Below are 26,199 nucleotides of genomic sequence, written 5' to 3' on the forward strand. Positions count from 1 at the left end.
GCGCATCCCTCCTCGGTTGACAAGGAAAATAAGAGAGTTTATCTCATTTTGCAAATGAGAGATTTTCTCTTGTTTTATGGAGGGGTTTCGCCATGGCATTCATTCTTCCCATCCTGCTCGTCGCCGCGGCGATCGGTAGCGGCCTGATCGCCGGCATATTCTTCGCCTTCTCGACCTTCATCATGACGGCCTTTGCGCGTATCCCGCCCGAGCAGGGCATCGCGGCAATGAACTCGATCAACGTAACGATCGTGCGCTCGCCCTTCATGCTGCTGTTCATCCCGGTCGCGATCCTCTGCATCGCGATTGCGGTCATGGCGTTCATGGATTGGCGGGGGAATGCCAGCATCTGGATGATCGGCGGCGCGGCCGCCTATATCTTCGCCTCTTTCATCTCCACCATTGCCTTCAACGTGCCGATGAACGATGCATTGGCGAATGTCAGCGGTAACGGCAGCGAAGCCGTGACGCTCTGGAACCGCTATCTCAGCGACTGGACCTGGTGGAACCATGTGCGCACGCTGGCGTCGCTGGCTTCCGCCATCGCTTTTGTCCGTGCGCTGATGATCCTTTGAATGAGGCGGGAGGGCATTCATCCCGCCCTCACCGTCACTTCTTTTCGCAGAAGGCGATCCGGTTGCTGAACGGATCGGTGACCGTCATCTCAAGCCCCCAGGGCGCGTCCTCGACCCCCGGCTTCATGTAGCGATAGTCCTTGGCCGACAGTTCTGCCTGGAAGGCGCGCACGCCTGTCATCCACACGAATGCCTTGGCGCCTGGGCTCGCATCGCCGGAATGCTCGCTGAGATGCATGATCAGCTTGCCGCGCGAAACCTGGCAATAGAGCGGGAAGTTCTCGCCGAAGCGGTGTTCCCAATCGAGCGTGAAGCCGAGGAAGCCGCAATAGAATTCCATGGCCTTTGCGACATCGAAGATGCGGAAGATCGGGATCGGCGGCTCCAGCGCAATCGCTGAACTCGAGCCTTCCGCCTCGTCCAGCTTGGCGGCGAGGATATTCCATTGGTCGAAGCCGAATTGCCGGGCCACGATCTCCAATGTCTCGCTATGGGTGAGGGAAATATCGCGGCAAGCCAGCGCTTGCCGCAGTGCTTTTGCCATGATCTTGGCATCGCGAAAATCGCGCATGGTTCATCCTTCCATCGGCAGCGAACAGGAAGATCAGTGCCCGCGTCTGCTGACCCGTTCGCCATCGTTTGCCATTGGCAAGGATGTGAAGGATTTCATCTGGATGCATTCACCTTAGCGCTTGCGCGCCGCGGGACGGCTGGCTGCATCCGGCCAGTCCCGACATTAGCAACTCGTGCCGGATGATCAAGAGGCGCTGCGCACCGAGGGCGCGGCCGGAACCGCCTGCAGGTGGTTTGCAAGCTCGACGCGGTTGCGCCCGGCGCGCTTGGCGGCATAGAGCGCCTTGTCGGCCTCGCTGAGCATGGTATCGAAATCCATCGGCGCGGCACGGCCGGGCGCGACACCGATCGAGACGGTGCATTTCAGCACTTCGTCATCGATATAGATTTCACGTTCCTCGAAAGTACGGCGGATGCGCTCGGCGATCATCTCGGCGCGGCCGGGCATGATCTCCTTGAGAACGAGCGCGAATTCTTCACCGCCGAGGCGGGCAGCGGTATCGCCCGAGCGGCAATGGGCGGCGAGTTCGCCGGCAAAGATCTTGAGAACGCGGTCACCGGCGGCATGACCATGACGGTCGTTGATCGACTTGAAATGGTCGAGGTCGAAGATGATGACGGCGGTCGACGAGCCCATCTGGCGTTCGCCATGACGATCGAAGAGCGCGCGGCGATTGAGAAGGCCGGTCAGAGAATCGGTGATCGCCTCCTGGCGGTGCCTGGCGGCAAGCCGCCACTGGTGCAGCGCCAGCGATAAGGCGCCGATGCCGGTCATGCTGGCGATGCAGACCGCGAGGCTCAGATCCTCGGCCCAATTGTTGGGCGCCACCCCCAGCACCAGCTTGCCGTCCCAGATCAGCACGGCGGCGCAGAGCGCAAAGGATACGCCAGTCAGCGTGTAGAGCACCGTGATGCCCATGATCGGCGCGGGCGCCTCGGCTCTTGCCCGCCAGTATTGAAGCGCGGTCGCCAGCAGCAGCAGGGTGATCGAGGTGTTGTCGGCGATGAAGCCGAGGCCGTCATACCCGGTCGCCATCGCGCCCACCGGCAGAAGCATGGCCGACAGTGCGCGGATGAGGATTCCCGCGAGCGGCAGACGGTTGGTGCGAAACTGATAGCCGGCGCCCCAGATCGCGGCAAAGCCCGCCTGAAAAAGCACAAAGCTCGCGATACCCATGACAATGCCGGGCGACGAAACATAGATGCTGTAGACGAAGATGCCGCTGACGACGAGCACGAGGCCGCAGGTGCATGTGAGCAGGAAGGTCTCGGCACGGCGTGCGAACCAGCTGCCCATCAGGGTCACAGCCAGACACGTTGCTGAAACGCCGAGCGCCGAAGGGAATTATAATCCAGCATCATGCTTTGGTAACTCCGCGGCTCCTGCCGCGCCCAATAATCCGTCCACAGGCTATCGTGCCACTGGTGACGAATGTCTTACGCATTCTGTTAAAAAATCATGGACCGCGAACACGAATGTTAGAGCGGTAACAATTACACAGTAAAAGCGGCGGGAATACCCGCCGAAATTGACAGTTTTCGCGCTTTATTCAGCGCTTTACGTCCCAATGAAGCGGGAACATCGGGTCGAAGACCGTTACCGGCCCTGCGCCAGTCTCGATCTTTGACGGAACCGTAATCGCTTCCTCGCGCTTGACCAGCGTGATCGTCTCTTCATTCGGCTGCAGGCCATACCAGGCCGGACCATTCAGCGAGACGAAGGCTTCGAGCTTGTCGAGCGCGTTCTCCTGCTCGAAGACATGCGCCACGCAGCTCATCGTGTTGATCGAGGTATAGATGCCGGCGCAGCCGCAGGCGCATTCCTTCAGCGGATCGACATGCGGCGCGGAATCCGTACCGAGGAAGAAGCGCGGATCGCCGCTGACGGCGGCGGCGCGCAGCGCCAGGCGATGGTTCTCGCGCTTGGCGACCGGCAGGCAATAATAATGCGGGCGGATGCCGCCGACGAGGATGGCGTTGCGATTGATGATCAGGTGATGCGTGGTGATCGAGCCGACCAGATTGGCCTTGGACGACTTGATATAGTCGATGCCATCGGCCGTCGTCACATGCTCCATCGTCACCTTCAGTTCCGGCAGACGCTTGCGCAGCGGATCGAGCACGGTTTCGATGAACACGGCTTCGCGATCGAAGATATCGATTTCAGGCGTCGTGACTTCGCCGTGGACGCAAAGCGGCAGGCCGATCTTCGCCATGCGCTCCAGAACCGGCATGGCCTTGTCCATATCGCGCACGCCGCCATGCGAATTGGTGGTGGCGCCGGCCGGGTAGAGCTTCACCGCGGTGATCAGCCCGCTCTTCTTGCCCTCTTCGACATCATCGGCGCTGGTATGCTCCGTCAGGTAAAGGGTCATCAGCGGCTCGAACCGGTCGCCTGCAGGCAGAGCCTTCATGATCCGCTCGCGATAGGCGCGCGCATCCGTGGTGGTGACGACGGGAGGCACGAGGTTCGGCATGATGATGGCACGCGCGAAATCACGGCTGGTATCGCCGATCACCCCCTCCAGCATGGCGCCGTCGCGCAGATGCAGATGCCAGTCATCGGGACGGCGGATGGTGATCGATTGCATGGGAGCCTCCGGAGCGCTGCGGGTGGCGCTTCGATAGCATCAACAGGCCGATGGAAACAACCGTTTAGACAGCGCGGCAATCACTTGTGAGCGACGGCTGCAAACCGGCCGACGATAACGCCCAAAGCGGAGGCGCAGACGGCATAGCATGCGTAGGCGGCGGCCTGGCTCGCGAGCGGAATGCCGGCATCCAGCAGCTTTCCGGCTACCAGCGGAGCGCCGCCGGTAACGACGATCCGGATCGCCTCGAAGCGCGAGCGGACATAGCCAAACTGCCCGGCACCGAAGAGATCGGCCCAGAGGATGGTGCCGAGCTTCAGATCGATCGCGGCGGACATGCCGAGGAGGCTCATATAGACGGGCGCCGCCCAGAAGCCGTCGAAGAGTGCGATCAGGCTCAGCCCTAGTGCGAGCGGCAAGAGGAAGACCGGCAGGATGCGGACGCCGCGAATCCTGTCGATGACGGGTGCCACGAGAGCCGATGTCGCCGCCTGCGCGATGGCAAAAACGGAAAAGCAGGCCGCCAGCCATTCGAGCGGCCAGCCCTTTTCAGCTGCAAGGACGGCCTGATGGAAGATCATTGCCGTCAGGATGAAGGAGACCGCCAGCATCGTCGGGCACAGGAGCAGCATCAATGCGAGCTTCGGCCGGGCTGCTTGCGGCTTCGCCGCCTGAACACTGGTCTTCGCCGCATTGCCGGACGCATCATCCCGCGGTAGCAGCAGGCACGATGCGCAGACACCGAGAGCGACCGCTACGCCCGTCAGCAGCCACGTCCCCCGCCAACCCGCGACGCCTATGACGGCAACCGCAACGGCCGGAATGAAGACCAAGGCCGCCGAATAGGCGAGGCTGACGACGGCCATCGCCTTTCCGCTGTCGGCCGGGAAGAACCGGACCATCGACGTCATTGCCGTGTGCACCATCAAGCCCTGACCGGCAAGCCGAAGCAGGAAGAGGCAGACGGCAAAGAAGAGAACCGACGCAGGAGAGAGCGCAATCATCGCGCAGGCGATGCCGAGCAGCAGGCCGGCGCCGAGCGTGAAGCTGCGAAGGCTTACCCTGTCGATTTTCTGGCCTAGGGAGGGCAGCGCCAAGGCCGACGCGAAAGTCGCAATGGCAAACACTGTTCCCAGACTGCCGTCACTGAGCGCGTAGTGGCTGCGGAACGCCTCAGAAAACAGCGAGAAGAAGAATGTCTGTCCGGCGCTCGACAGGACCATCAGGATGACCGCGTAACCGAGGAGCCGGGGGTTCTGGCGTGCAAAGGCAAGATAGGATCGCAGCATCGGCAAAGGCAGACTTGAAAATCGCGTGAGGCTTGAAAACAGATGCCTGCCGCTGAAAATGAAAAACCTCCGGCTCTAAAGCCAGAGGTTGAATGGATGTCGCGATTCTCGCCGGTCGGCAAGTGCCGCAATGATGAGCCCTAGAGCGCGATCTCGAGGGTGACATCGGACGGACGGCGGTTCTCCAAAATGAGGCGGCCGTTTGGAAGGTCGTTGCCGTAGACCTTGGCGCTGGCTTCTTCTTCGCTGAGCTTGTAGCCGCGCCAGCGCTCCCAGAGGCGCTGTTCGAGAACCTCGATCGGCGGGGCGAGCATGATGGTGAAGTCGAAGATGCCGTCGAGATCGGCCCATTTACCCTGTGTGAAGAGCAGGTAGTTGCCTTCAATGATGATGAAGCGATCGTGGGGTGAGATGGGGCGGGCGGAGGCGATGGCGAGCTCGCGTGAGCGGTCGAAGACCGGGACCAGCACTTCCTGATCGGCCGGGCGGACGGCGCGGACGATGTCGAGGAAACCGCGGACATCGAAGGTCTCGGGGATACCCTTTCGGGCAAGCAGGCCGCGCTCGATCAGCACGGCATTGTCCATGTGGAAGCCGTCCATCGGCAGCACGGCCGCAGTCTCCCCGCGGGCCTTGAGGCCATTGGCGAGATTATCGGCCATTGTCGACTTGCCGGCACCGGGCGGACCGGCGATGGCGATCAGGAAGCGCTTCGCAATTCCGGCGCGGTCGAGCACCGCGCCGGTAATCTCGTCCATCCTCAGGTTCATGCGGCGACCGTCTCCTGGGGAGCGGCCTTGGCGCCGGTCATGAAGGCGACGGCATCCGACATCGTGTATTCCTTCGGATTGATCACCGTGAGACGGCGTCCGAGACGGTGGATGTGGATGCGGTCGGCGACTTCGAAGACATGCGGCATGTTGTGCGAGATGAGCACGATCGGGATGCCGCGCGAACGGACATCGAGAATGAGCTCCAGAACGCGGCGGCTCTCCTTGACGCCGAGGGCGGCCGTCGGCTCATCAAGGATGATGACCTTCGAGCCGAAGGCTGCGGCGCGGGCAACGGCGACACCCTGGCGCTGACCGCCGGAGAGCGTCTCCACCGCCTGGTTGATGTTCTGGATCGTCATCAGGCCGAGCTCGGAAAGCTTGGCACGCGCCTGCTTTTCCATCGCCGAATGATCGAGCTTTCGGAAAAACTGGCCCATGAAGCCGGGTTTGCGGAGCTCGCGTCCGAGGAACATGTTGTCGGCGATCGACAGCGCCGGCGACAGGGCGAGGTTCTGATAGACCGTTTCGATGCCGGCCTTGCGAGCCTCGATCGGCGACGAGAAGTGGATCGGCTGGCCTTCCAGCCGGATCTCCCCCTCGTCGGGACGGATAGCACCCGAGATCGCCTTGATGAGCGAGGACTTGCCCGCGCCGTTGTCGCCGATCACGGCGAGGATTTCGCCGGGATAGAGATCGAAATCGGCATGATCGAGGGCAGTGACGCGACCGTAGCGTTTGACCAGGCCGCGTGCCGTGAGCAGAGGTTCGAGTGCCATCAGCCTGCTGCCTTTCTGATCCACTGATCGATTCCAACTGCGGCGATGATGAGCACGCCGATCAGGAGGTAAGTCCATTGCACGTCGGTGCCGAGAAGGCGAAGACCGAGCGAGAAGACGCCGACGATAAGCGCGCCGAACATCATGCCGAGAATGGAGCCGCGGCCACCGAAGAGCGAGATGCCGCCGATCACCACGGCGGTGATGGATTCGATGTTGGCGAACTGGCCGGCAGTTGGAGACACGGAACCGATACGGCCGATGAGAGCCCAGCCGGCCAGCGCACAGATTAGGCCCGACAGGACATAGGTCGATACCAGCATGCGCTTGACGTTGACACCGGAAAGACCGGCGGCCTCAGGATCGTCGCCGACGGCATAGAGATGCCGGCCCCAGGCCGTGTGGTTCAGGACATACCAGAGAACCGCCACGAGCAGGACCATGGCGATGACGCCATAGGTAAAGACCGCGCCGCCGATGCGGAAGGTATTGCCGAAGAGCTGCAACAACGGCGCCTGGGTTTCGATATCCTGCGCACGGATCGTCTCGTTGGCTGAATAGAGGAAGTTCGTGGCAAGCACGATCTGCCACATGCCGAGGGTGACGATGAACGGCGGCAGCTTCATCCGGGCGATCAGCAGGCCGTTTATGTAGCCGCAGAGGGCGCCGACGGCGAAGCCGCAGAGAACGGCGAGCTCGACCGGAAGACCATAGCGGAACACGAACTGTCCCATGACCACCGACGAGAGCACCATGATGGCGCCGACGGAAAGATCGATGCCGGCCGTCATGATGACAAGCGTCTGCGCGGCGCCGACGATACCGGTGATCGCCACCTGCTGCAGGATCAGCGTCAGCGAAAATGCCGAGAAGAACTTGGTCCCCAGAAGGGCGCCGAAGATGATCAGCGACAGCACAAGGACGATCAGCGATACGGCCGATGGCGACGAGTGCAGGAAATGCCTGAATTTCTGGATGACCGAGTTGTCGTCCGTGTCAAAGGAAGCAACGTCCTTCGAACTGTCCTTGAGGACTTTTTCATAATCGTGATGCGGTGCGGCTGTTGTCGGCTCGCTCATGGAAATCCTCCGCGTGACCCCACTCCCTAAGGGGCATCCCGCCACTTTCAGGCAGGACGTGGGATAAGCTGCACCCAATTCGGCGCGCTGTCAAAGATGAGCAGGGAGCGGAGATGCCGCTTTGGCATCTCCGCGTTTTGGTCAGGCTAGGCGGGGATCAACCCCAGCACTTGCCCAGGCCTTCCTTCGTGTCGATCGACTTGACGCCGGAAACCGGCTTGTCGGTCACGAGGGTAACGCCGGTGTCGAAGAAGTTCTTGCCTTCGGTCGGCTTCGGCTTCTCACCGGAGTCGGCGAACTTCTTGATCGCTTCGATGCCGAGAGCGGCCATCTGCAGCGGGTACTGCTGCGAGGTGGCGCCGATGACGCCATCAGCAACGTTCTTGACGCCCGGGCAACCGCCGTCGACGGAAACGATCAGCACGTCCTTCTCACGGCCGACAGCCTTCAGCGCTTCATAGGCGCCGGCAGCAGCCGGTTCGTTGATGGTGTGGACGACGTTGATGGTCGGGTCCTTCTGGAGAAGGTTTTCCATCGCGGTACGGCCGCCTTCTTCGTTACCGTTGGTGATGTCGTGGCCAACGATGCGCTTGTCGTCTTCGTCGCCGATCTTGTTCGGATCCTTCGGGTCGATGCCGAAGCCCATCATGAAGCCCTGGTCGCGCAGAACGTCGACGGACGGCTGGGACGGGGTGAGGTCGAGGAAGGCAACCTTGGCATCGGCAGCCTTGTCGCCGAGCGTTTCCTTGGCCCACTGGCCAATCAGCTTGCCGGCGAGCAGGTTGTCGGTTGCGAAGGTCATGTCGGCAGCGTCGATCGGCTCAAGCGGGGTGTCGAGAGCAATGACCAGCAGGCCGGCGTCACGCGCCTTCTTGATGTTCGGAACGATGCCCTTGGTGTCCGAAGCGGCGATCAGGATACCCTTGGCGCCGTCAGCGATGCAGGTTTCGATTGCGGCGACCTGGCTTTCGCTGTCACCGTCGATCTTGCCTGCATAGGACTTCAGGTTGACGCCGAGTTCCTTGGCCTTGGCCGTCGCGCCTTCCTTCATCTTGACGAAGAAGGGGTTGGTATCGGTCTTGGTGATCAGGCAGGCCGAAACGTCGGCGGCCATTGCCGGAGCCGAGAAGGCGACGCCGAGTGCGAGCGCGCCGAAAGCGAGAACTGATTTCTTCATGAGAACTCCTCCCAGAGATTAACCGGATCGCCACGATGGCCGAACCCGTATTTTCAAGCACGAACGCGGCCGCGGATTTCGCGTTTAGCCTCCTCCCAGGCCGCTCGATGCCGTTCACGTTGGCGATTAAAAGCGAAAAGAAAATCGCTTGTCAATAAATAAATCCAATTGAATTATTAATTCGGTATGGCATGCTGGTTGAAAATCAGGCATAGGCCGATGGTCGGGAGGAGTGGCCAATGGCATCCCTGGAAGGCCCGGTGCACGCACCGGCCCAACCGCCAATATTGAACCCCGCCGGGGGCGCGAACCAGATCCGGGTGCGCGCCTACAACGAGCGGCTCGTGCTTTCGCTGGTGCGCCTCTACGGCGCGCTGTCGAAGGCCGATATCGCACGCCGCAGCGGTCTATCGGCGCAGACGGTTTCCGTCATCATGCGGGAACTTGAGAGGGAAGGTCTGCTTTCGCGCGGAGCGCCGATACGCGGGCGTGTGGGCCAGCCATCGATCCCGATGCATCTCAATCCAGACGCCGTCTATTCCTTCGGCGTGAAGATGGGCCGGCGAAGCGCCGACCTGGTGCTGATGGATTTCGTCGGCAATATCCGCATGCAGCTGCACAAGACCTATGCCTATCCCCTGCCCGGCGATTTTCTCGATTTCATCGTATCAGGCATTGCCGAGCTTGAGGGACGGCTGGATGCGCAGCAGCGCGGACGGATTGCCGGGATCGGCATCGCCGCCCCCTTCGAGCTCTGGAACTGGGCCGAGGAAGTCGGTTCGCCGCCCGGCGCCATGGATGTCTGGCGCGGCTTCGACCTGCAGGGCGAGGTGACCAAGCGGGTTTCCTACCCCGTCTTCCTGCAGAACGACGCGACGAGCGCCTGCGGCGCCGAGCTCGTTTTCGGCGTCGGCCCCTCCTATCCCGATTTCGTCTATTTCTTCATCGGCTCGTTCATCGGGGGTGGCATCGTCCTGAACTCGGCCATCTTTTCCGGCCGCACCGGAACGGCGGGTGCCATCGGCCCCCTGCCCGTGCGCGGCAAGAACGGAGAGACGCTGCAGCTGCTTGAAATCGCTTCGATCTTCGTGCTCGAAAACATGCTGCGCGAACGCGGCATCGATCCCGAGCCGCTCTGGTATTCCGCCGACGACTGGGTGGATTTCGGCGAGGCCATGGAGCTCTGGATCCAGGATTCAGCCAAAGCGCTGGCGCAGGCGATCGTTGCGGCCGCCTCGATCATCGACTTCAGCGCCGCCGTGATCGACGGGGGCTTTCCGGGCTGGGTGCGCGAGCGGATCGTTCGGGCGACAATGCGTGAAGCCGAGAAGCTCGACCTTCAAGGCGTCGTCATGCCCGAGATTATCGAGGGCGCAGTTGGGTCGCAGGCACGCGCGATCGGCGGGGCGAGCCTTCCGATCTTTGCGCGCTATCTGACCGATCAGAACGTGCTGTTCAAGGAGATTGAAAATGCTGAAGGGGCTTGATCCGCTCTTGAGTCCGGAACTGCTTTCGACGCTGCGCGCCATGGGCCACGGCGACGAAATCGCCATCGTCGACGGCAACTATCCGGGCGTCGAACATGCCCGCCGCCTGATCCGTCTTGACGGCCATGGCCTCATCCCCGTGCTGGACGCCGTGCTCAGCGTGCTGCCGATCGATGACTTCGTGCCTGAAGCAATCTTCCGCTCGACGGTCAAGGCCGAGCGCGACAAGCTCGATCCCGTGCATGAAGAAATGATCGACTGCTGCGCCCGCCACGAACCGCACCGCGCCGTCACGCCGCTCATCGGCCAGGATTTCTACGGCCGCGTCCGCGCCGCCCACGCCATCATCCAGACGAGCGAACCGCGGCTCTACGCCAACATCATCCTGCGCAAGGGCGTGATCTATCCGCAGACTGCGGACCAGCATGGCAACGCCAAAGGCAAGAGCGATCCTTTCGAGTATTGAGGTCATTTGCGATGCGTTGCAAACTTCAATAAAGTAGCTACATTAAATTCATGAAGATCGTCTGGGACGAGCCGAAGCGGCAGTCAAATCTTGATAAGCATGGATTTGACTTTGCCGATGTCGATGAGCTCGACTGGCGCCGCGCTGTTATCGAGGTGACCAAGCCTGACGCCGAGGGCAAACAGCGGATGAAGGCAATTGGCTACTATCGTGATGGGACAGCCGTTGTGATTTTCGCGACGCTCGGAAATGAAGCCATATCCATCATCAGCTTTCGAAAGGCTAACGCGAAGGAAAGGAGCAAGCTTGAATGGCCAAAACCCTAAAGACATTTCAGCCCGGCCGTGGCTACTCCAAGGATGATTGGGACGCCGTCGATTCACCACCACTGACGGACGAAGAACTTGCCGCCATGCGTCCCGCGCAAGACGTTTTGCCCAAAGCATTTTTCGATGCAATGGACGAGCACCGGCGCGCACGCGGCCGGCCACCGATCGAACATCCCAAGAAGCAGATCACACTGCGCATTGACGAGGATGTCGTCGCGAAATTCCGTGAGAGCGGCAAAGGCTGGCAAGGACGAATGAACGCCGCCCTGCGGAAAGCTGCCGGGCTCTGAGCCCGGCATTATTCCTTAGATCTCACCCGCTTGGGGACCCCAGACATCGGTCAGGGCGAAGCCGCCCGGGTGCGGGTCGAAGGGGTCGAGGGCGACCTGTGAGAGGCCGAAGGTGAAGCCGCGGCCGGTGATGGTCGGGATGATTGCCGGGCGGCCCGCGACTTCGGTGACGGACTGCAGGCCGACTTCGAATTCCGAGCCGATGATCGAGCGCGACGTGAAGATGTCGCCGGGCTTTGCCTTGCCGCGCGCATGCAGGGTGGTGAGGTTTGCCGAGCTGCCGGTGCCGCAGGGTGAGCGGTCGGCGCGGCCGGGCCACATGGTCGTGCAGGTGCGCACGGCGCCATCCGGCTCGATATCGCGGAACATCACATAGGCGACGCCCGAGATCGCTGGGATCTCAGGATGGACGACCTGGATGTCGCGGTTGATGATGTCCTTCAGCACCATGCCGGCGCGAACCAGCTCGGCGGCATTGGACTTCTCGATCTTCGAGCCGATCTGGCCGACATCGACCAGCGCATAGAAGATGCCGCCGTAGCAGAGATCGACTTTGATCTTGCCCCATTCCGGCGTTTCGACCTCGACATCGAGCTCGTGGACGAAGGCCGGAACCATCGTCAGGCGCACCTTTTCGCAACGGCCGTCGCGGCAGGTGGCGACGGCCTTGACCAGACCGGCGGCCGTTTCGAGCGTGACGACCGTTTCCGGTTCCTTCATCTCGACGATACCGGATTCGAGCAGCGCGGTCGTGACGCAGATCGAATTCGAGCCGGAGCTCGCATGTGCCTGGTCGGGCTGCAGGATGATGAAGGCCGCATCGGCATCCGGATGCTTCGCCGGCAGCAGGAGATTGACGGAGCCGATCGGCGCGCCGCGCGGCTCGAGGCAGAGAAAGCGGCGAAGCTCGGTGCCCTTGGGATCGGTGTTCAGCCAGTGCAGCTGGGCCGCCACGGTTTCGCCCGGGATTTTCGGCACGCCGCCGATCGCGACCTTGCCGATTTCGCCTTCGCAATGAACGTCCAGAAGCTGGATCGTGCGCTTCCATCTCATCTGCCTAGTCCTTCCAATGCGAGCTCAGGCTCGTCATGCAAATCAATATCTATCGATGCGGAACGGCTTCATGTCGATCGCCGGCTTCTCTCCGGAGACCATATCGCCGATCAGCTGCGCCGTCGTCGCTGCCAGCGTCAGGCCGAGATGGCCATGGCCCGTCGCGTAGAACACGCCGGGCACCTTCGACGAAGCCGAGATGATCGGGATCGTGTCCGGCAAGGCCGGGCGATGGCCCATCCACTCGCTGGTGTCCTCGACCTTCAAGCCGGGAAGCACGCGCTGTGCATGGCGTACCAGAACACGCGGGCGGCGGAAATCGGGCGCGGCATCAAGACCGGCGAGTTCGACATTGCCGCCGATGCGGATCCCCCCCGCGGTCGGCGTGACCATGAAGGCGCGGTGCGGCCAGATCACCGAATAGCGCATGGAAATGCCGGGCTTCATGATCTGCGTGTGGTAGCCGCGCTCGGTTTCGAGCGGGATCGGCTCGCCGAGTTTTTCGGCAAGCGTGCGCGTATGGACACCGGCGGCTAGGACGACCGAACCGACCTCGATACGCCCGCCGCTTTCCAGGATGACGGTTTTAGTTCCATCGGGCTTGCGCTCGATTCCCTGCACGCTGCCGGACAGGAAGCGCGCACCGGCCGCCTCGGCCGCGGCTGCAAGCTTGACGACCAGCTGGTAGGGATCGCGGATCGACTTGTTGTCGGGCAGCAGCACCGCCTTGGCGACCTTGGACGACAGCGTCGGCTCATAGTGCTGGATCGCGCCGCCGTTCAGCACTTCGAACTCGAAGCCGTAGCGCTGCATCATCTCGATATGACCGCGGTCGCCGGCAAATTCGGCTTCCGTCTCGTAGATCGCCAGGCAACCTTCATCGGCCATCAGGTCAGGCGCGCCGATCGCCGAGAGCATGGTGCGGAAGTCGCCGAGCGCGCGGCCGGTCAGCAGCATGCCGGCATCCTCGATCTCGCGCAGGCGCGATGGGCGGCCGGCGGCGATGAAGCGCAGGAACCAGGGCAGCATCTTCGGCGCATAGGACGGGCGCAGCCAGACCGGGCCTTCCGGATCCAGCAGCCAGCGCGGGATCTTCTTCCAGGTCGTGGGGCCGGAGCCGGCCGCGAAATCGAGCGCGATGCTGGCCATATTGCCATAGGAGGTGCCGCGACCCGGCTCGCCCTTGTCGATCAGCGTCACCTGGAAGCCGCGCCGCTGGAGCTCGAAGGCAATCGAGGCGCCGATCACACCTGCGCCGACCACGGCAACCGTTTGCTTCACATTATCCGTCATCGCGCCATCCATTCCCATCGGCGCCATGCAGATCGCCGCCAAAGGACGTGATATATCAGATCAATCCACTTGCCTACGGGAATTTTATTGGCTGGGCAGCCCGGCGCCGACGCTGTCTCCGACGGAGCCTGCGGTGTTCTCCACCGACTGGCCGAGTCGCTTCAGCTGGGCATCGTAATTGCGCCGGGTGCGCGGATCGAAGATGGCGATCGGCGTGCTGACGGCAACGCTGGCGGCGCTGCCGACCGTTTGCGCCGCGCCGATGGCGACGGCCCCGACAGCTTCGCCGAGACCGACATTCGAATCCGTGATCGTCTGTCCCGCAATCAGGCGATCGCCGATCAGCTTCACTACTTCCGGGCTCTCGGCGAACTTGCCGTGGTTCAGGCGGTCGCCGCCCTTGAGCTTGGTAAGATCGAGCACTGTGATGCCCGCCGCTTCGAGTTTGCTGCGGTAAGGCTCGACCGAGGGATCGATCTGGCCGAGGCGATCGACATTGCCCGAGATGCGGCGCGACAGGGCTAGCGCCCGGTCATCCCGTGAGACGAAGATGGTGAAATGCGGCTTGTCCTTGCCGAGGCTGACAAACTGGCGGCCGAAGACATCGACATCGAGATCCGGCGACGCCAGGATGACATTGTTGATCTTCGGGGCCACGCGTCCATCGCGGATCGCCATCTGCCGCAGCGCCTCGACGGTCAGCCAGGTGCCCATCGAGTGCGCCATGATCGTTACGTCGCTGACGGCGGGGTTCTCGGCGGTACGGCGCAGCAACTCTTCCAGCGCATCGCGGGAATAGTTGGTGCTTTCCTTGTCATAATTGTAATCGAAAATCGAGCCGCGCGACGGCCAGGTGAAGACGACGGGCGCGACGTCGGCATGCGAGTCGTGAACGATCTGCGCGAAGCGGTAGACCGCATCCTCATAGAGATTGTTGAAGCCGTGAACGAAAATCAGCACCCGGCGGCTCTTCGGCATATGGCCCTTCAGCCAGCCCTCGCCCGCCTTCTCGCCCTGCAGCGGATCGACAGAGACAGTGACGAAATCGCGCAGCGGATCGGCGGGCAGCCGCTTCGGCCACTGGACCTGGCCGACCTTGCGATTGGCATCCGGCGGGATCGAGACATCGACAGCGTTGACCATCAGACCGGTTCCGCGCTCGCCGGAGAACAGAACGCCTGGATCGGTATCCGGTGCACGGGTGGTCGCGACCAGCAGATTGACCTGAGAGGTGCCTGGCTGCGTCGCGCCTACGGGGGTCATGACGCCGACGGCACGGCCACCGCAGCCGGTCAGCAGAAAGGCTGCAAGCGTCATCGCAGCAAGCGTCTTTTGCATCGCCCCTGATCCGCCGAGCATGCCATCTCCCCGTTACTGCCGACAGTCCGGCCGCCCGCCAAATAAGACGGCCAATGCAGCGGAGTCAAATAAGGCAGGCCGATCGCGTCCGGGTGAAACTTTATCTTCGTCTTGTCCGTTCTTCACCCAATACTCATGGATAGATGGACGGATGCAATGAAGGCTATTCTGATCGCCCTCGCCTCGGCGGCATTGCTGATGCCGTCGCTCGCGCATGCGGAACGGCTGGCGGAAGACGACATCCGGCGCGATATTATCGGCAAGACGATCTATCTCGCCACACCGCTCGGCGGTGAGCTGCCGCTCAACTATCACACATCGGGCGCCGTCGACGGCAGTGGCAAGGCGATCGGTCTCGGCCGCTATTTCAAGCCCAGCGATACCGGCAAATGGTGGATCCAATCGGACCAGCTCTGCCAGAAATTTCAGACCTGGTACAAGGGCGCACCGATGTGCTTCCAGCTGGAGCGCGCAGGCCCCGGCAAGGTGAAGTGGACGCGCGACAACGGCGAAACCGGCGTGGCGCGGATCGGCGACTGATTTTCAAGGACTGAAATAGAAAAGAGCTCGGTGCGGGAGGAGGTGCACCGAGCTCTTGATCTTGACTGGCAACTGGGAGGAGGAGTGTTACCAGTCTTCGTAAGAGCGCTGGGAGGAGGAGTGCGCTACTTACGGAGATATAGATAGCCCATTCATTTGATCAGGAATAGGGATATTACCGCAACGCAGCAATGCATCATTCGCATAGCTAACTGTAGCACATTTGCGAAGTCGCCTCATTTTGCAGCAATTTTAATCAACCGGTCAAATTCCTGACCGATTTTCGGCCGGATGCGGGGCATGGCGACGGTTGCCGCCACACCTTTCGTCACAATATCAGGCGGCCTTGAAAAGCTTCTTGCCCTCGGCATCGAGCGCAGCGAACTCCTCATCCGACAGCGTGATGCCGACAGCGGCAACGTTTTCTTCCAAATGCTTGACCTTCGAGGTGCCGGGGATCGGCAGCATCACGGGGCTGCGCTTCAGCACCCAGGCAAGGGCGATCTGGCTCGGCGCCGCGTTGTGCTTCCTGGCGATCGTATCGAGCAGCGAGCCCGGCTTGGCGAGGTCGCCAGCGGCGAGCGGATACCAGGGGATGAAGCCGATATTGTGCTTTGCCGAATAGTCGAGCACATCCTCGCTGGTGCGATCGACCAGATTATAGCGGTTCTGGACGGTGGCGACCTTGAAGTATTTCGATGCCGCCTCGATATCGGCGACGGAGACTTCGCTCAAACCCGCATGGCGGATCAGACCGGAGGCCTGCAGCGACTTGATCGCATCGAACTGCTCACCGGCCGGGACCTTCGGGTCGATGCGGTGGAGCTGCCAGAGATCGATCCTGTCGACGCCGAGATTGCGCAGGCTCTTGTGCACCTGCTGGATCAGATATTCGGGACGGCCGACGGGAAGCCAGATATTCGGGCCATGCCGGGTCAGGCCGCCCTTGGTGGCGATGATGGAACCCTTGCTGTAGGGATGAAGCGCTTCCTTGATCAGCCATTCGGAAATGTCGGGGCCATAGGAATCGGCAGTGTCGATGAAATTGACGCCGAGTTCCGGAAGGCGCTTCAGCGTACGGATGGATTCGGCATGATCGGCCGGCTGGCCCCAGATACCGTCGCCGGTGACGCGCATGGCGCCGAAGCCGAGCCGATTGACCTCGAGATCGCCACCGATCTTGAAGGTGCCGGATTGTGCAGCATTCAAAGCGGACATTGTCTTTCCTCTCTTATCGATGCGTGAAAACAATCAAAACGGACGAGAGGCAGCAGCCGGAGCTGGCCGGACATCCAAATGCGCACAGCTCGGCAATTCCGCTTCCGGCGGCAAGGCAGAACAATGCTGAAGATAGATGGGCAGCGACCATGTGCGGGGCAATATGCTGCCCTCGTCAGCCGGCACGTTTTTGAGAGGTGTTGGGGCGCCTACACGGTCTATTGATCGTAGACGGCCCGATAGCCTTCCGACGAGGCGCAGGCGGTGTAGGCACGGCGCGCGGCACTACGCGAGACCGCCTTGCCTTCATCCTCATCATATTGACCGCTGATCTGCGAGCGCTCCTTGTAGAGCCGCATCGATTCGTCATAGGCCGCATTGCCCTCCCCCATGCACATCGCATGCGCGACGAAGGACGGATTGGTAGGCGTACCAACAGGATAGAGAACCGGAGAATTGGCACGATCGACGCAACCGGCAAGCAAAGCCGCCATACTGGCGACCGAAACCACAACCAAACCACTTGCCTTCATTGCATTCTCTCCTGCGCGCGAAGATCTCGCAGATACCGCCTGAAGATTGCGCGAAGCTAGGCTGGAGCGCAGACGCATCGCAAATCAATAAAGTTCAAATCGCGGACACTGCCGCAATAAAAATTGGCAGTCGCGGCGCGCTTTACTTTGTCATATAGATTTTTCTTTATCTGAACTTAGATAATTCGAATTTTAATCAAATCTAAATGACGAATACCCTAAAATCTTTGGGCCATGATATTTGGCGAATCCTTCATTTGAACAGCCCCCGTATGAGGAAAAAATGATCAAGTTTGTAAAGCGTCTATTCAGAGACGAGTCTGGCGCCACCGCAATTGAATATGGTCTTATTGCAGCGCTCATTTCCGTCGCGCTGATCGCAGGCGCCTCAAGCCTCGGCAACTCGATCAACGCCACCTTCGGCGGCGTATCTACCAAAATGGCGAATGCGACGAGCGGTCAATAAACACCGCGACAGCTCACACGAACGACTCGCCCGCTGTCATGCGCGGCGAGTTATCTCGAAGACCACCTGATCCGAATGATCCGCCAGGCGCGAGGATGTCATTTTTCACGGCGCAGCGTCAAACGTGCACTTCTAGCTTCGGTCTAAATTTAGATGAGAAGAGAGAGTGGCGCACCCGAAGAGATTCGAACTCCTGACCCCCAGATTCGTAGTCTGGTGCTCTATCCAGCTGAGCTACGGGTGCGTCTCGAAGCGGCTGAACCGCTTGCGTGGCGATCCTCTAAAGGGTCCTCCGGGGGAATGCAATAGGGTTTGTGAAAAAATCGCGACTTTCGTTCCACAGAGCTGATCTGCGGAATTTGCATTACTTTTCAGCGTGGCTGCGGGAGCGGTAATCGTCCAGGGAAACCGGGCGATCCGGGATCTCGATGCGGAATTGCGTGCCGGCCGCGGGTTTTTCCACAAGCGCGATGGTGCCGCCGTGGGCGAGGACCAGCTCGCGGGCGATCGTCAGGCCAAGTCCCGTGCCACCGGAGCGGGCAGAGCCGCGGAAGGCCGTAAAAAGGTTCTGACGCGCCTTCAGCGGCATGCCTGGACCGGTATCGTCGACAATAATGCTTACGACGCTGCCGACGCGCTGGCCCGAGACGGTGATTCGCTTGATCCCATCCATTCCGAGCTCGCCCGGCATCATCAGCGCCTGCAGCGCATTGCGGCAGAGGTTGTGGATGACACGGAAGAGCTGCTCGCTGTCGCCGTCGATCTCGAGATCAGTCGACATCTGCTCGACGAACTCGACGCCGCTTGCCGGATCGATCGCCAGCATGTCGCGGACATCCTGGGTGAGCTCGTAGAGACGGATGCGGCGGCGGCGCGGCGCCGATTCGCTCGCCTGGCCGTAAGAGAGCACTTCGGTCGTGTAGCCGACGGCGCGGTCGATGGTTCTGAGCAGCTTCGGCGCGAAGCTCTTGACCATGGGATCATCGACATCGACGAGACGGTCGGACATCAGCTGAGCCGAGGCCAAGATATTGCGCATGTCATGATTGATCTTCGAGACGGCAAGGCCGAGTGCGGCAAGGTTCTTCTGCTGCTTCAACGTCTTCTGCAGTTCCACCTGCATTGCGGTCAGATGGCGCCCGGCAACGGCCAGTTCGTCGCGCCCGCCCTCGCCGACGAAGACGTTCTGCGGATTTTCGGGATCGGCCGAGAAGTCCTGCATGCTGCCGGTCAGATTGCGGATCGGCCGGATGAGAATGCGGTTGATGACGAAGAAAACCAGCGTTGCCGTGAACAGCGAGATCAGGATCGACAGCAGGAGAACGTTGCGGGCATAGACGAACATCGCATTGCGCAGTGCCCGGTCCTTCATGACCACTTCGACCCCGGTCGCGGTATCGCCGACAGGGCCGTAGACGCGGATCATCCGGTTGCCGCCGAAGATCAAGGTATCCAGCGCATCGCAGATGGCGCTGACGGGCGTCACCTTGGTCAGATCATATTGCTCGTCGACCGATGTCGGCATCTCGCTCATCGCCAGCAGGCGGGAGGTGCCGTCCTTGCGTAGAACGATCGCCTTGGTGCCGGTGGCTTCCAGCGTTTCCTTCTGGACGGAGCGCGGCAGCTCCACGGGCTGCAGACCATCGATGACGATCGCGGCGGCGGCAGCTGTGTTCAGCTTGTCGTCCAGCCAGCGGATACGCATGCTGGCGATGGAGGGGAAGAAGATCAGCACTTCGGCGAGCATGATGAACAGCACGATCATCCAGAGCAGCTTGCCCGAGAGACCACTGAGCCACCCTGCCGGGCGTTCACCGCCAGCAGCCATCGTTACATTTGTTGAAATTCCGCTTTGGTCTTGCACCGGCATCGCTGTTTCCGTTCGGCGCAAGCGCCTGCGAGGCAGAGACTTATATTAGACGGATTATTTTGCACTTTCAAATCTTCGCGAGGCGCGGCAGTTCGTCACAAAAGAAAACGCCGCCCGGAGGCGGCGTTTCCTGAATTCGAGCGCGTCTGGCGATCAAAACTCTTCCCAGCTCTGCTCGGCGACCGCAGCATTGCCGTTGAAGGCACGAGCGACGGTGTTCATGGCACGGCGAGCGGGCGAAGCGACCGGGCGATGCTCTTCGCGGCGGGCAACAGCGACCGGAGCCGCAGCATGGCCCGTATTCGACACCTTGAAGCGCGAGATGAGGCGCACCAGGCCGTCGGCCTCTGCCGAGAGCTTGTGGGTCGCAGCCGAGGTTTCCTCGACCATCGCGGCGTTCTGCTGGGTCACCTGGTCCATCTGGTTGACGGCAGTGTTGACTTCCTTGAGGCCGGTCGACTGTTCCTTCGCCGCGGTTGCGATCGAATGGATATGGTCGTTGATGGCGATGACGCGGGTTTCGATTTCGGAGAGCGCCTCGCCCGTTGCCTGCACCAGCTTGACGCCGACATTGACTTCATCGCCCGACTTGGTGATGAGCGCCTTGATGTCCTTGGCGGCGGTGGCAGAACGCTGCGCCAGTTCGCGGACTTCCTGTGCGACGACAGCAAAGCCCTTGCCGGCTTCACCGGCACGCGCTGCCTCGACGCCTGCGTTCAGAGCAAGCAGGTTGGTCTGGAAGGCGATTTCATCGATCACGTTGATGATCTGGCTGATTTCGCGGGATGCCTGCTCGATACGGCCCATGGCGTCGACGGCGTTGCGGACGACGACACCGGAGGCGCCGGACTTGTCCTTGGCTTCGGAGACCATAACGCTGGCTTCCTGAGCGCGTTCCGTCGAGTTCTGGACGACCGCGGTGATCTCATCGAGTGCGGCAGACGTCTCTTCGAGTGCAGCGGCCTGCTGCTCGGTACGCTTCGACAGATCGTCGGTCGCAACGCGCAGTTCGTTGGTGTTGCCGTTGATCGCTTCGGTGGTTTCGCGAACTTCGCGCATCGTCGTCTGCAGGGTGACGAAGGTGCTGTTGACGTTCTGCTGCAGTTCGGCAAAGGCGCCCTGGAACTCGCCGCGCATCGTCTGCGTCAGGTCGCCCTCGGCGAGGCTTGCAATAACGCGGCGGGTTTCGTTGACACCGCTATCAACGCTCGAAAGCAGCGAGTTGATGTTGCCGGCAAAGTGGTTGAGGCTGTCGTCCTCGTAGTCCTTCTCGATGCGGCGGCTGAAATCGCCGGCAGCAGCGGCGGCGACGACGACTGACATGCTGGACTGCAGGTCGTCGCTCTTGGCGCGCATCGCGGCTTCCTGAGCATTCAGGCGCTTCACGGCGAGACCGTTCTGCTTGAAGACGGCGACGGCAGCGGCCATGTCGCCGATTTCGTCCTGGCGGCCGGCATAAGGCACTTCGGCGTCGAAATTGCCATCGGCAACTTCCTTGATCGCGGTCGTGACCTTCTTGATCGGATGGCTGAGGTGGCTGGTGCCGATGTAGAAGCCGAGGCCGACGCCAGCGGCAATGCCGAAGGTGGTGATGGCAAGCACGAGCCAGAAGATGGACTCACGGAACGCCTCGATCTCGTCGTCAACGGCATCGAGTTCAGCGCGGTCGGTCTTGACGATGGCGTCGATCTCGGCCTGGAAGGCCTTGCGGTTGGCGCGGTTGGCGTCGTTGTTGCCCTGATCGTTTGCGGCAGCCGGGCTCACTTCAGTACCAAGACGAGCGGTCTCGGTTCGGAAGGTGCGGAATTCCTTGGAGCGATCGACGAGCTTGCTGAAGGTATCCTTCTGGCTATCGGGCACGAGCGGCGCCCAGCTGGCGATAACCTTGTCGATCTCGTCGAGATCGGTTGCAATGCCCTTGGCGAAGGGTGCGACGTCCTTGACGTCCTTGGCAGCGTAGATGCCGCGGGCCTCCATGACGACAGCCGTCACGAAACGGTTCAGGCGCTCACCGGCATAGGCGCGGCTGGAAGCGCTTTCATATGCGGTCAGCTTATTGTTGTATTCGTTCATAGCGAACAATGCCGTGGCGCCGATAACGAGCGCAACGCCGGCCATCACGCTGACCAGCAAATTGATCTTTCCACGAATTTTCAAAGTATAGTCTCCCTGGGGGTGAAGAGAGCCTGGAAAGCAATTTCCCAGCCGATGAACAAAATATCGGCGAAATTTCTTAAAGTTATGTTTCGGATTTTAGTTGTTCCGACTACAAGAAATTATCCCTATTATTCCGGAACGCAGCACGATTTTCGCAAAAATTGCAGGCGTTGCGGCCGAGACACCGGAAAATCGTAACGGCAGCCACACATCTGCCGCAAAATTCAACCTTTCCGGGCTCTGTCGTAGTCGTTAACACCAATGTGCGACTTTTTGCATTGTGCAACTTTGATGGGCAGCGCCGGCAAGATCATTTACGCTGGTATAATTGACTTCCGGGGTCACCATCCGTATAAGCCGCCGCACGTCCGGTCATTCAAGGTCTCTGACCTCGTCCGTTCGCAAAACAACGCTCCTTGCACTTTGCAAAACTTAAGAAGGGCCGCACTCCGCGGTGTTTAAATAAATGAAGCGTACCTACCAACCATCCAAGCTTGTCCGCAAGCGCCGCCACGGCTTCCGTGCGCGTATGGCCACCAAGGGCGGTCAGAAGGTTCTGTCTGCTCGCCGCGCCCGCGGCCGCAAGCGTCTTTCGGCCTAAGGCCGGAATTGCCCGATAAGAGATGGCGGGCGAATTGACGACCAAAAAAGAACAAGAAAAATCGACTGTCGGGCGGCTGAAAAGCCGCCCGCAGTTTCTTGCTGCGCGCAATGGCGAAAAACGTCGCGGCGGCTTCTTCCTTCTCGAGGTCCTTGACCGGAAGGAACCCGACACCGAAGCCCGTGTCGGCTTCACAGTCACCAAGAAACATGGCAACGCAGTCGAGAGAAACCGCATGCGGCGGCGTCTTAAAGAGGCCGTGCGGCTTCATGCAGGGTTTGCAATGCAAGCCGGACACGACTATGTGGTTGTCGCAAGAAGGGATGTCTTGAAGGCATCTTTCCAACAGTTGACTGCGGAGCTCAAAGCCCGCGTTGAAAACAAGCCGAAACAAAAGCGGTCGAATGAAGGCCGCTCCAGGAACGTATGATGCAAAACAACCGCAATTATTTCATTGCGATCGCTCTTTCCGTGCTGATCGTTCTTGGCTGGCAGTTCCTTTATATGAACCCGCGCATCGAAGCGCAGCGCAAGGCGCAGGAAGCCCAGAAGGCGCAGCAGACCACCGAACAGACGCAGACGCCCGCCGCTGGTGGCGCTCAGCCGCAGACGAATGGCGCCGCACCGACCGGCCAGGCGGTGGTGACGACCACGCGTGAAGAAGCGCTTGCCAAGTCGCCGCGCGTCGTCATCGACACCGCTGCTCTCTCGGGCACCATCAACCTGACGGGCGCGCGCCTCGACGACCTGAAGCTCAAGGGCTATCACGAGACCGTCGACAAGAGCAGCCCGATCATCACGCTGTTCTCGCCGGCTGAATCGAAGGACGGCTACTTCGCCGAGCTCGGTTATGTCGGCAACGACCAGACGGGCACGGTTCCCGGCGCATCGACGGTATGGACGGCACCCGAGGGCGCCAAGCTGACGGAAAAGACCCCTGTCACGCTGACCTATACCAACGACAAGGGCCTGACCTTTGCCCGTACGATCTCGGTCGACGAGCGCTACATGTTCACGATCACCGACAAGGTGACGAACAGCGGCGCCGGCGCGGCATCGATCTCTTCCTATGGCCGCGTCACGCGCAACAACAAGCCGACGACGCCTTCCGTCTACGTTCTGCACGAAGGCTTCATCGGCGTCATCGGTGACGATGGCCTGGTCGAAACCAAGTATAGCGCCGCCGAAAAGGAAGCCGTTACGCCCGCCAAGTCCACCGGCGGCTGGCTCGGCATCACCGACAAGTATTGGGCTGCGACGATCGTTCCGCCGCAGAAGTCGGCCTATGAAGCCCGCTTCGCCTACTATGCCGGCGAGCGGCCGACCTACCAGGCAGACTACAAGGAAGACGCCGTCAGCATTCCGGCCGGCCAGTCTGTCGAGCTGAAGAGCCTCGTCTTCGCCGGCGCCAAGGAAGTTCCGGTCATCGACGGCTACGAAACCTCCTACGAGATCCCGCGCTTCGACCGTCTGATCGACTGGGGCTGGTTCTACTTCCTGACGAAGCCGATGTTCAAACTGATGGACTTCTTCTTCCGTTACTTCGGCAATTTCGGCGTGGCGATCCTGCTGACCACCATCGTCGTCAAGGCGCTGTTCTTCCCGCTCGCCAGCAAGCAGTACGCTTCGATGGCGAACATGAAGCGCATGCAGCCGAAGATGGAGGAGCTGAAGGCGAAGTTCGGCGACGACCGCATGGGGCTGCAGCAGGCGATGATGCAGCTCTACAAGGAAGAGAAGATCAATCCGGTTGCGGGTTGCTGGCCGATCGCGCTGCAGATCCCGATCTTCTTCTCGCTCTACAAGGTGATCTACATCACCATCGAAATGCGCCACGCGCCGTTCTTCGGCTGGATCAAGGACCTTTCGGCTCCGGATCCGACCTCGATCGTCAACCTCTTCGGCCTGCTTCCCTTCGAGGCACCGACCCTGCTGCATCTCGGCGTCTGGCCGCTGATCATGGGCGTCACGATGTTCCTGCAGATGCGCATGAACCCGACGCCTCCGGATCCGACCCAGGCAATGATCTTCAACTGGATGCCGCTGGTATTCATGTTCATGCTGGCAAGCTTCCCGGCCGGTCTGGTCATCTACTGGGCCTGGAACAACACGCTCTCGGTCATCCAGCAGTCGGTCATCATGAAGCGCCACGGCGTGAAGATCGAGCTCTTCGACAATCTGAAGGGCCTCTTCAAGCGAAAACCGGCACCATCGAAATGACGTTGAAAGCCCCGCTCCGGCGGGGCTTTTTCGTTTCAGGGCGCCCTTACCGCGCAGCCGCAAGGTTGACATTGGGCCGCAAAAGCTGAATGCGGTAGCTGACAGATTTCTGATACTGGATAAGGGCCGGATGACGGACAAGAACGACAAGCCACTCTTCGGACGCCCGTGGATCTTTATCCGCGGCGTGCCGTCCATGAAATTCCTGCCGCCGGAAGGACCTTTCGAGGTTGCCTTTGCCGGGCGCTCGAATGTCGGCAAGTCGTCGCTGATCAATGCGCTTGTCGGCCACAAAGGTCTGGCGCGCACATCGAACACGCCGGGCCGCACCCAGGAGCTCAATTACTTCGTGCCCGACGGCTATACCGGCGAAGGCGGCGACCTGCCGCCGATGGCGCTGGTCGACATGCCGGGCTACGGCTATGCCCAGGCGCCGAAGGATCAGGTCGACACCTGGACGAAACTGGTCTTCGATTACCTGCGCGGCCGCGCGACGCTTAAGCGCGTCTATGTGCTGATCGACAGCCGCCACGGCATCAAGAAGAACGACGAGGACGTGCTGACGCTGCTCGACAAGGCGGCCGTCTCCTACCAGATCGTTCTGACCAAGACCGACAAGATCAAGCCGCCGGCTGTCGTCAAGCTGCTCGCGGAGACCGCCGAGAAGATCAAGAAGCGCCCGGCCGCCTATCCTTTCGTGATTGCTACCTCTTCTGAGAAGAGCGACGGACTGGACGATTTGCGCCAGGCGATCGCCGAAACAGTCGAAATCAGCAACTGGAAATGAAAGAGGCGCCCCGAAAGGCGCCTCCCCACATTCTCCTGCCTGCAATCATTTACATCTTCGGCAGAAGCACCTTGTCGATGACGTGGATGACACCGTTCGACTGCTTTACGTCGGCGATCGTCACATGAGCCACGCCGCCGTTTTCATCGGTCAGCGTGATCTTGCCCATGCTTTCCTTGGCCTTGATGATGCAACCGCCGACCGTCTTGATGTCGTGCTCGCCGCCATCGTCCTTGATCATCTTGGCAACCGTCTTCGACATCGCGTCGGCGGCAACGACGTGGCAGGTCAGCACCTTGGTGAGCTTGGCCTTGTTTTCAGGCTTCAAGAGCGTATCGACTGTGCCCGCGGGAAGCGCGGCAAAGGCTTCGTTGGTCGGCGCAAACACCGTGAACGGTCCCTTGCCTTCGAGCGTGGAAACCAGGCCCGCCGCCTTCACGGCTGCAACGAGCGTGGTGTGATCCTTGGAGTGAACGGCATTCTCGACGATATTCTTCGTCGGGTACATGGGTGCACCGCCGACCATCGGGTTCTTCGCCTGGGCCGCAAAGGCGATCCCGGATACGGCGGCGGCAAGCGCGATGGTGCGCATAGCGGACTTGAGCATGATCTTCTCCTCCAAACCGGCCGCGTAACGCTGGCCTGATGCCTCGCGCCGCCCGGTCAGGAGAGCTACGGAGGCTTTCGGAAAAGAGTT

General features: G+C 60.9%; 26 protein-coding genes, 1 tRNA gene and 1 pseudogene. 11 read left to right on the forward strand and 17 right to left on the reverse strand.

Annotation, left to right across the window (positions count from 1 at the left end):
- Positions 1-92 precede the first annotated feature (92 nt).
- Positions 93-575, forward strand: a complete 483-nt coding sequence (locus tag ACQZ5H_RS16860) for an anthrone oxygenase family protein (RefSeq protein WP_449098451.1) — start codon at positions 93-95, stop codon at positions 573-575.
- Positions 576-609: 34 nt separating this feature from the next.
- Here ACQZ5H_RS16860 and ACQZ5H_RS16865 read toward each other — a convergent pair whose 3' ends face one another.
- The 8 genes and pseudogenes from ACQZ5H_RS16865 to ACQZ5H_RS16900 form a co-directional block, all read right to left on the reverse strand.
- Positions 610-1,146, reverse strand: coding sequence for a glyoxalase superfamily protein (locus ACQZ5H_RS16865; RefSeq protein ID WP_449098452.1), 537 nt, complete (start codon positions 1,144-1,146; stop codon positions 610-612).
- A 186-nt stretch (positions 1,147-1,332) separates the two neighbouring features.
- Positions 1,333-2,510: pseudogene (locus ACQZ5H_RS16870) on the reverse strand (GGDEF domain-containing protein).
- Positions 2,511-2,698: 188 nt separating this feature from the next.
- Entirely contained in the window at positions 2,699-3,739 is a 1,041-nt protein-coding gene (gene pyrC / locus ACQZ5H_RS16875; RefSeq protein WP_449098453.1) for a dihydroorotase, read from the reverse strand.
- Positions 3,740-3,819: 80 nt separating this feature from the next.
- Entirely contained in the window at positions 3,820-5,028 is a 1,209-nt protein-coding gene (locus ACQZ5H_RS16880; RefSeq protein ID WP_449098454.1) for an MFS transporter, read from the reverse strand.
- A gap of 140 nt (positions 5,029-5,168) precedes the next feature.
- Complete coding sequence (locus tag ACQZ5H_RS16885; protein WP_449098455.1) at positions 5,169-5,798, reverse strand: nucleoside triphosphate hydrolase; 630 nt, start codon at positions 5,796-5,798, stop codon at positions 5,169-5,171.
- Positions 5,795-6,577 (reverse strand): ATP-binding cassette domain-containing protein, encoded by a 783-nt coding sequence (locus tag ACQZ5H_RS16890; RefSeq protein WP_112713619.1) that lies wholly within the window; start codon positions 6,575-6,577, stop codon positions 5,795-5,797. Before ACQZ5H_RS16890 ends, ACQZ5H_RS16885 begins: the two co-directional genes overlap by 4 nt.
- Entirely contained in the window at positions 6,577-7,656 is a 1,080-nt protein-coding gene (locus ACQZ5H_RS16895; RefSeq protein ID WP_449098456.1) for an ABC transporter permease, read from the reverse strand. Before ACQZ5H_RS16895 ends, ACQZ5H_RS16890 begins: the two co-directional genes overlap by 1 nt.
- A 157-nt stretch (positions 7,657-7,813) precedes the next feature.
- Positions 7,814-8,833: a sugar ABC transporter substrate-binding protein gene (locus ACQZ5H_RS16900; protein WP_112713623.1), complete on the reverse strand. Its 1,020-nt coding sequence runs from the start codon at positions 8,831-8,833 to the stop codon at positions 7,814-7,816.
- Positions 8,834-9,072: 239 nt separating this feature from the next.
- Here ACQZ5H_RS16900 and ACQZ5H_RS16905 point away from each other — a divergent pair, with 239 nt between their 5' ends.
- From ACQZ5H_RS16905 to ACQZ5H_RS16920, 4 genes are read left to right on the forward strand one after another with little or no spacing between them, the layout of a single operon-like run.
- A complete protein-coding gene (locus tag ACQZ5H_RS16905) occupies positions 9,073-10,320 on the forward strand; it encodes an ROK family transcriptional regulator (RefSeq protein ID WP_449098457.1) in 1,248 nt (415 codons plus the stop codon).
- Positions 10,304-10,786 (forward strand): RbsD/FucU family protein, encoded by a 483-nt coding sequence (locus ACQZ5H_RS16910; protein WP_025555520.1) that lies wholly within the window; start codon positions 10,304-10,306, stop codon positions 10,784-10,786. The genes ACQZ5H_RS16905 and ACQZ5H_RS16910 overlap by 17 nt, the downstream gene beginning before the upstream one ends.
- Before the next feature lie 50 nt (positions 10,787-10,836).
- Positions 10,837-11,112 carry a BrnT family toxin gene (locus ACQZ5H_RS16915; protein ID WP_025555519.1) on the forward strand — a complete coding sequence of 92 codons (276 nt, stop codon included), beginning with the start codon at positions 10,837-10,839 and terminating at the stop codon, positions 11,110-11,112.
- Complete coding sequence (locus ACQZ5H_RS16920; protein WP_025555372.1) at positions 11,097-11,405, forward strand: BrnA antitoxin family protein; 309 nt, start codon at positions 11,097-11,099, stop codon at positions 11,403-11,405. The genes ACQZ5H_RS16915 and ACQZ5H_RS16920 overlap by 16 nt, the downstream gene beginning before the upstream one ends.
- Positions 11,406-11,420: 15 nt before the next feature.
- On the opposite strand, the gene ACQZ5H_RS16925 is transcribed toward ACQZ5H_RS16920, so the two are convergent.
- From ACQZ5H_RS16925 to ACQZ5H_RS16935, 3 genes are all read right to left on the reverse strand, one after another.
- Positions 11,421-12,458: a proline racemase family protein gene (locus tag ACQZ5H_RS16925; RefSeq protein WP_199626079.1), complete on the reverse strand. Its 1,038-nt coding sequence runs from the start codon at positions 12,456-12,458 to the stop codon at positions 11,421-11,423.
- Positions 12,459-12,500: 42 nt separating this feature from the next.
- Complete coding sequence (locus ACQZ5H_RS16930) at positions 12,501-13,769, reverse strand: NAD(P)/FAD-dependent oxidoreductase (RefSeq protein ID WP_449098582.1); 1,269 nt, start codon at positions 13,767-13,769, stop codon at positions 12,501-12,503.
- 66 nt (positions 13,770-13,835) lie between these two features.
- Positions 13,836-15,089 carry an alpha/beta hydrolase gene (locus ACQZ5H_RS16935; RefSeq protein WP_413710894.1) on the reverse strand — a complete coding sequence of 418 codons (1,254 nt, stop codon included), beginning with the start codon at positions 15,087-15,089 and terminating at the stop codon, positions 13,836-13,838.
- Positions 15,090-15,266: 177 nt separating this feature from the next.
- On the opposite strand from ACQZ5H_RS16935, the gene ACQZ5H_RS16940 reads away from it, so the two are divergent.
- On the forward strand, positions 15,267-15,650 hold the full coding sequence (locus tag ACQZ5H_RS16940) for a hypothetical protein (protein ID WP_025555417.1): 384 nt from the start codon (positions 15,267-15,269) through the stop codon (positions 15,648-15,650).
- Between the two features lie 336 nt (positions 15,651-15,986).
- Here ACQZ5H_RS16940 and ACQZ5H_RS16945 read toward each other — a convergent pair whose 3' ends face one another.
- Positions 15,987-16,868 (reverse strand): aldo/keto reductase, encoded by an 882-nt coding sequence (locus tag ACQZ5H_RS16945; protein ID WP_449098458.1) that lies wholly within the window; start codon positions 16,866-16,868, stop codon positions 15,987-15,989.
- 218 nt (positions 16,869-17,086) lie between these two features.
- Positions 17,087-17,401, reverse strand: a complete 315-nt coding sequence (locus ACQZ5H_RS16950; RefSeq protein WP_449098459.1) for a hypothetical protein — start codon at positions 17,399-17,401, stop codon at positions 17,087-17,089.
- Between the two features lie 283 nt (positions 17,402-17,684).
- Here ACQZ5H_RS16950 and ACQZ5H_RS16955 point away from each other — a divergent pair, with 283 nt between their 5' ends.
- Positions 17,685-17,867 carry a Flp family type IVb pilin gene (locus tag ACQZ5H_RS16955; RefSeq protein WP_112713635.1) on the forward strand — a complete coding sequence of 61 codons (183 nt, stop codon included), beginning with the start codon at positions 17,685-17,687 and terminating at the stop codon, positions 17,865-17,867.
- A 167-nt stretch (positions 17,868-18,034) separates the two neighbouring features.
- Here the strand turns inward: ACQZ5H_RS16955 and ACQZ5H_RS16960 are convergent.
- The 3 genes from ACQZ5H_RS16960 to ACQZ5H_RS16970 all read right to left on the reverse strand — a co-directional run bounded on the left by ACQZ5H_RS16960 (position 18,035) and on the right by ACQZ5H_RS16970 (position 21,894).
- A tRNA-Arg gene (locus tag ACQZ5H_RS16960) sits at positions 18,035-18,111 on the reverse strand.
- Positions 18,112-18,231: 120 nt separating this feature from the next.
- Positions 18,232-19,737: an ATP-binding protein gene (locus ACQZ5H_RS16965; protein WP_449098460.1), complete on the reverse strand. Its 1,506-nt coding sequence runs from the start codon at positions 19,735-19,737 to the stop codon at positions 18,232-18,234.
- 153 nt (positions 19,738-19,890) lie between these two features.
- The gene (locus ACQZ5H_RS16970) at positions 19,891-21,894 is read right to left on the reverse strand and encodes a methyl-accepting chemotaxis protein (protein WP_449098461.1); all 2,004 of its coding nucleotides are present in this window, start codon (positions 21,892-21,894) and stop codon (positions 19,891-19,893) included.
- Between the two features lie 466 nt (positions 21,895-22,360).
- On the opposite strand from ACQZ5H_RS16970, the gene rpmH reads away from it, so the two are divergent.
- From rpmH to yihA, 4 genes are all read left to right on the forward strand, one after another.
- Positions 22,361-22,495, forward strand: a complete 135-nt coding sequence (gene rpmH / locus ACQZ5H_RS16975; protein WP_025555461.1) for a 50S ribosomal protein L34 — start codon at positions 22,361-22,363, stop codon at positions 22,493-22,495.
- A 22-nt stretch (positions 22,496-22,517) separates the two neighbouring features.
- Positions 22,518-22,925 carry a ribonuclease P protein component gene (rnpA, locus tag ACQZ5H_RS16980; RefSeq protein ID WP_130279171.1) on the forward strand — a complete coding sequence of 136 codons (408 nt, stop codon included), beginning with the start codon at positions 22,518-22,520 and terminating at the stop codon, positions 22,923-22,925.
- Positions 22,925-24,715: a membrane protein insertase YidC gene (yidC, locus tag ACQZ5H_RS16985; RefSeq protein WP_449098462.1), complete on the forward strand. Its 1,791-nt coding sequence runs from the start codon at positions 22,925-22,927 to the stop codon at positions 24,713-24,715. The genes rnpA and yidC overlap by 1 nt, the downstream gene beginning before the upstream one ends.
- A gap of 130 nt (positions 24,716-24,845) precedes the next feature.
- Positions 24,846-25,502: a ribosome biogenesis GTP-binding protein YihA/YsxC gene (gene yihA / locus ACQZ5H_RS16990; protein ID WP_025555361.1), complete on the forward strand. Its 657-nt coding sequence runs from the start codon at positions 24,846-24,848 to the stop codon at positions 25,500-25,502.
- A 49-nt stretch (positions 25,503-25,551) separates the two neighbouring features.
- Here yihA and ACQZ5H_RS16995 read toward each other — a convergent pair whose 3' ends face one another.
- Complete coding sequence (locus tag ACQZ5H_RS16995) at positions 25,552-26,109, reverse strand: fasciclin domain-containing protein (RefSeq protein ID WP_112713641.1); 558 nt, start codon at positions 26,107-26,109, stop codon at positions 25,552-25,554.
- Positions 26,110-26,199: the final 90 nt, after the last annotated feature.

This window comes from Rhizobium sp. 21-4511-3d (assembly GCF_053522545.1).

What these genes read in the sequence shown, in the direction of transcription:
- ACQZ5H_RS16860 (WP_449098451.1), top strand. Translation starts at nt 93, where the DNA reads ATGGCATTCATTCTTCCCATCCTGCTCGTCGCCGCGGCGATCGGTAGC.
- ACQZ5H_RS16865 (WP_449098452.1), bottom strand. Translation starts at nt 1,146, where the DNA reads ATGCGCGATTTTCGCGATGCCAAGATCATGGCAAAAGCACTGCGGCAA.
- pyrC (WP_449098453.1), bottom strand. Translation starts at nt 3,739, where the DNA reads ATGCAATCGATCACCATCCGCCGTCCCGATGACTGGCATCTGCATCTG.
- ACQZ5H_RS16880 (WP_449098454.1), bottom strand. Translation starts at nt 5,028, where the DNA reads ATGCTGCGATCCTATCTTGCCTTTGCACGCCAGAACCCCCGGCTCCTC.
- ACQZ5H_RS16885 (WP_449098455.1), bottom strand. Translation starts at nt 5,798, where the DNA reads ATGAACCTGAGGATGGACGAGATTACCGGCGCGGTGCTCGACCGCGCC.
- ACQZ5H_RS16890 (WP_112713619.1), bottom strand. Translation starts at nt 6,577, where the DNA reads ATGGCACTCGAACCTCTGCTCACGGCACGCGGCCTGGTCAAACGCTAC.
- ACQZ5H_RS16895 (WP_449098456.1), bottom strand. Translation starts at nt 7,656, where the DNA reads ATGAGCGAGCCGACAACAGCCGCACCGCATCACGATTATGAAAAAGTC.
- ACQZ5H_RS16900 (WP_112713623.1), bottom strand. Translation starts at nt 8,833, where the DNA reads ATGAAGAAATCAGTTCTCGCTTTCGGCGCGCTCGCACTCGGCGTCGCC.
- ACQZ5H_RS16905 (WP_449098457.1), top strand. Translation starts at nt 9,073, where the DNA reads ATGGCATCCCTGGAAGGCCCGGTGCACGCACCGGCCCAACCGCCAATA.
- ACQZ5H_RS16910 (WP_025555520.1), top strand. Translation starts at nt 10,304, where the DNA reads ATGCTGAAGGGGCTTGATCCGCTCTTGAGTCCGGAACTGCTTTCGACG.
- ACQZ5H_RS16915 (WP_025555519.1), top strand. Translation starts at nt 10,837, where the DNA reads ATGAAGATCGTCTGGGACGAGCCGAAGCGGCAGTCAAATCTTGATAAG.
- ACQZ5H_RS16920 (WP_025555372.1), top strand. Translation starts at nt 11,097, where the DNA reads ATGGCCAAAACCCTAAAGACATTTCAGCCCGGCCGTGGCTACTCCAAG.
- ACQZ5H_RS16925 (WP_199626079.1), bottom strand. Translation starts at nt 12,458, where the DNA reads ATGAGATGGAAGCGCACGATCCAGCTTCTGGACGTTCATTGCGAAGGC.
- ACQZ5H_RS16930 (WP_449098582.1), bottom strand. Translation starts at nt 13,769, where the DNA reads ATGGGAATGGATGGCGCGATGACGGATAATGTGAAGCAAACGGTTGCC.
- ACQZ5H_RS16935 (WP_413710894.1), bottom strand. Translation starts at nt 15,089, where the DNA reads ATGCAAAAGACGCTTGCTGCGATGACGCTTGCAGCCTTTCTGCTGACC.
- ACQZ5H_RS16940 (WP_025555417.1), top strand. Translation starts at nt 15,267, where the DNA reads ATGAAGGCTATTCTGATCGCCCTCGCCTCGGCGGCATTGCTGATGCCG.
- ACQZ5H_RS16945 (WP_449098458.1), bottom strand. Translation starts at nt 16,868, where the DNA reads ATGTCCGCTTTGAATGCTGCACAATCCGGCACCTTCAAGATCGGTGGC.
- ACQZ5H_RS16950 (WP_449098459.1), bottom strand. Translation starts at nt 17,401, where the DNA reads ATGAAGGCAAGTGGTTTGGTTGTGGTTTCGGTCGCCAGTATGGCGGCT.
- ACQZ5H_RS16955 (WP_112713635.1), top strand. Translation starts at nt 17,685, where the DNA reads ATGATCAAGTTTGTAAAGCGTCTATTCAGAGACGAGTCTGGCGCCACC.
- ACQZ5H_RS16965 (WP_449098460.1), bottom strand. Translation starts at nt 19,737, where the DNA reads ATGCCGGTGCAAGACCAAAGCGGAATTTCAACAAATGTAACGATGGCT.
- rpmH (WP_025555461.1), top strand. Translation starts at nt 22,361, where the DNA reads ATGAAGCGTACCTACCAACCATCCAAGCTTGTCCGCAAGCGCCGCCAC.
- rnpA (WP_130279171.1), top strand. Translation starts at nt 22,518, where the DNA reads ATGGCGGGCGAATTGACGACCAAAAAAGAACAAGAAAAATCGACTGTC.
- yidC (WP_449098462.1), top strand. Translation starts at nt 22,925, where the DNA reads ATGCAAAACAACCGCAATTATTTCATTGCGATCGCTCTTTCCGTGCTG.
- yihA (WP_025555361.1), top strand. Translation starts at nt 24,846, where the DNA reads ATGACGGACAAGAACGACAAGCCACTCTTCGGACGCCCGTGGATCTTT.
- ACQZ5H_RS16995 (WP_112713641.1), bottom strand. Translation starts at nt 26,109, where the DNA reads ATGCTCAAGTCCGCTATGCGCACCATCGCGCTTGCCGCCGCCGTATCC.